Annotated in this window: 2 protein-coding genes and 1 pseudogene; all 3 read left to right on the top strand. The window is 76.0% G+C overall.

The window, feature by feature from the left end:
• Window positions 1-955 (top strand): annotated as a pseudogene (locus ABD308_RS19195) (hypothetical protein); the annotation flags it as partial.
• Entirely contained in the window at window positions 945-3128 is a 2184-nt protein-coding gene (locus ABD308_RS19200; protein ID WP_344336151.1) for an AAA family ATPase, read from the top strand. The pseudogene ABD308_RS19195 and the gene ABD308_RS19200, both read left to right, overlap by 11 nt.
• The coding region (locus tag ABD308_RS19205; RefSeq protein WP_344336153.1) for a 4Fe-4S cluster-binding domain-containing protein at window positions 3116-3397 on the top strand (282 nt) is incomplete at its 3' end. The genes ABD308_RS19200 and ABD308_RS19205, both read left to right, overlap by 13 nt.

Here is a 3397-nt window from a genome sequence, read left to right on the forward strand (position 1 = left end):
CGCCACCGCCGCGGCCGGCGCCGCCGAGCGCGAGCGGGCCGAACGGACCGAGCGGGTCCGCGCCGGCGCCCTCGCCGAGGCGCAGACGATCCTCGACCGCGATGTGCCCCGCTGCGACCCGGCCGACCTCGAACGGGTGGCGGCCCTGGTGCGCTCGCTGAAGGCCGCCGGCACCGTCTCCGAGGTGCGGACCACACTCACCGACCTCGCCGCGCTCGTCCAGCACTCGGTGCGGCGCCGCGCCCGCGAGGAGGAACGCGCCGAACTGCGCGCCGCCCTGGTGGAACTGGCCCAGGACGCCGAGCCGGCCGACCGGGACCGCCTGGTCGCGGACCTCGCCGCCGCCGAGGACCCCGCGTACCTGCGGCCCGCCGTGGAGGCGGCCGTGGCCCGGGCCGACGCGCGCCGCAACCGCGCGCCGGTGGCGGAGGCGCTCGCCGAGGTGCTGCGCGCCCGCGACTACCGGGTCGGCGACGGCTTCGCGGACCTGCTCGCCGAGGACGGCGAGGTGGTGGTGCCGTTCGGCGACCCGGACACCGGACGGGCGGCGGCCCGGGCGGGGGAGACGGACGGCGAGCCGCCCGCCTCCGGGTACGGGCTGCGGCTGGTGCTGGCGCCGGACCGGGCGACCCTGTCCACGGCCGTGGTCCGCCGCGACGACTCCGGCAGCGGCGACCGGGAGCAGGACGAGGAACGGGACGAGGCCGTCCAGCGGTGGTTCTGCGACGAGCAGTTGCCCGCCATCGAGGACGGCGTCCGGCAGCGCGGCGTGCGGCTGGAGCGGACGTCCGCGATGCCGCCGGGCGCGCTGGCCGCCGGTTTCGTCCCGGGCGGGTGGTGGCCGCAGCCGCCGTCCGAGGCCGCCCCGCCGCGTCGCCGCAGGAAGGCGGGCGGCGCCGGGAACGAGTCGACCGGCGTCCGCACCCAACCGCAGGAGCGTCACCGTGACCGCTGAGCCCCCACCCGCGGACCGCGCGGACCTGCGCAAGGACGCCCCGCCGCCACCCGCCGAGGACAATCCCGGCCCCGCCACGCCCAGTTGGATCCGCGAACTGGACATGGCGCTCACCGTCTACCCGCAGGTGCTGCTCACCGGCAACGTCCGCGACCAGTACCTGCTGCCCGACGACCACGCCGCCGGCAGCAGCGCGACGCTCGCGCCGTACAGCCTCGGCGGGGTGATCGAGTCGATCTGCGCGGCGCGCGGCTACGGCGCGATCGCCTTCGTCGACCAGGTCAACGACCGCATCGCCCTGCTGCGGCTGAGCGCCACCCCGGAGCAGATCCCCCAGGTGATCCGGGACTTCGTCGAGCGCGACGAGCGCTGGCGGCGCGGCGGCGGCGCGGGCCCGGCGGGCTCCGGCGGGGGCGGCGCAGGTGGGAACGGCGCCGGTGGGAACGGCGGTTCTCGTGAGGGCGGCGGCTCCGGCGAGGACGACGACGAGTTGGACCTGCTGGACCGCCTGCGCGACGCGATGGTCGGCGTCGTCCAGCACCCCGGCCCGCCGATCGCGCTGGTCGTCCCGTACGCCGGCCGGCTCGGCTCCCCGCAGGCGCCCGTAGCCGGGGAGGCCGCCCGGTTCTTCGCGGCCGCCGAGGAGTTGGGCCACACGGCCCGCCCGGTGCAGGGCGCGAGCGCGGTGACGCCGTACAACACGGTGTTCTGGGTGGTGGAGCGGCAGGAGGAGCTGCCGAGGGAGTTCGCGGTCGGCAGCCGCGCCCTGCGGGTGATCAACGTGCCGCAGCCGCCGCACGACCAGCGGTTGGCCGCCGCCCGGCACGTGGTCGGCGGGCTCGCCCGCTACCAGGCGGCGACCGGCGGGCCGACCCTCACCGAGGCGGAGACCGCGACGGCGTCCAAGGCGCTCGCCGACTCCTCACACGGCATGGGCAGTTCGGAGGTCATGGCGATCGGCCGGATGGCCCTGGACCGTGGTCTGCCGGTGCAACGGCTCGACGAGGCCGCCCGCCTGTACCGGATCGGCGTGCTCGACAACCCGTGGGCGACCGCCGCGCTGCGCGAACGCATCGCCGGCGGCGAGGAGTTCCTCAATGGCAAGGTGATCGGCCAGCCCTACGCCGTCCGCCGCACCCTGGAGGTCTTCACGCGCTCGGCGGCCGGGCTCAACGGCGCCCAGGCGTCCAGCTCGCCCAGCCGGCCGCGCGGCACGCTCTTCCTCTCCGGTCCGACCGGTGTCGGCAAGACCGAACTCGCCAAGGGCGTCGCCGAGATGATCCTCGGCAAGGACGCCCGGCCGATCCGCTTCGACATGAGCGAGTTCGCCGAGGAGCACGCCAGGGACCGCCTGATCGGCGCCCCGCCCGGCTTCGTCGGCCACGACGCGGGCGGCGAACTCACCAACGCCGTCCGGGCCAACCCGATGAGCGTGCTGCTCTTCGACGAGATCGACAAGGCCAACCCGCGGCTGTTCGACCTCTTCCTGCAGATCCTGGAGGACGGCCGGCTCACCGACGGGCGCGGCGCCACCGTCTACTTCACCGAGTGCGTGCTGATCTTCACCTCCAACCTCGGCGTCACCGCCGTCACGATGGGCGACCAGCCGAACCGCGAGGGCGCGACGGGCGGGAGCGGGAGCGGGGCGGGCGAGGAGCCCGGGCCCGAGGCGGCACGCGGCGCGGACGGGGCCGGCGCCACCGCGCCCCGCACCACCGGGCGGGCGTTCAACCGCCACGACGATCCGGTGATGGTCCGTCAGGCCCTGCGCGAGGCCTTCGACGTCTTCTTCAACGACCAGATCAAACGGCCCGAGCTGCGCAACCGCTTCGGCGACAACTTCATCCCGATGGACTTCATGCAGGAGAAGTGGGTGCCGCGCATCCTGGACAAGGCCATCGCCTCGGTGGCGGCCCGCGTCCAGGAGGTCCACGGCGCCGCGCTCGCCCTCTCCGACGACGCCTGGGAGGTGCTGCGGGTCGAGGCCACCCGCCGGCTCGACCACGGCGGGCGCGGCGTGCTGACCGCCGTCGAGTCGGCGCTGGTCAACCCGCTCGCCAAGGAGGTCTTCCGGACCCCGCCCCGGCGCGGCGAGCGCATCGAGGTGGTCGCCGTGGAGGGCGACGGGGACGGCGAGGGCTACCGGCTGGAGGTCGAGCGGTGGCCGGGCTGAACGGTGACGCCGTCGTCGCCGCCGGAGCCCGGGAGATCGCGCTGGTCGCCCAGGTCTCGCGGCCGGTGACCGCGCTCGGCCCCGGCCGGCGGCTCGGCGTCTGGTTCCAGGGGTGCACGCTGGCCTGCCCCGGCTGCATGTCCCGGCACACCTGGAACCCCTCCACCGGACGGGAGCTGACCGTCGAGCGGTTCGCCGTGCTGTGGCGGGCCGCGCTCGCCGACGGCCTCGACGGCCTCACCGTCAGCGGCGGCGAACCCCTGGAGCAG

It is taken from the genome of Kitasatospora putterlickiae, from assembly GCF_039527695.1.
Taxonomy (GTDB): Bacteria; Actinomycetota; Actinomycetes; order Streptomycetales; family Streptomycetaceae; genus Kitasatospora; species Kitasatospora putterlickiae.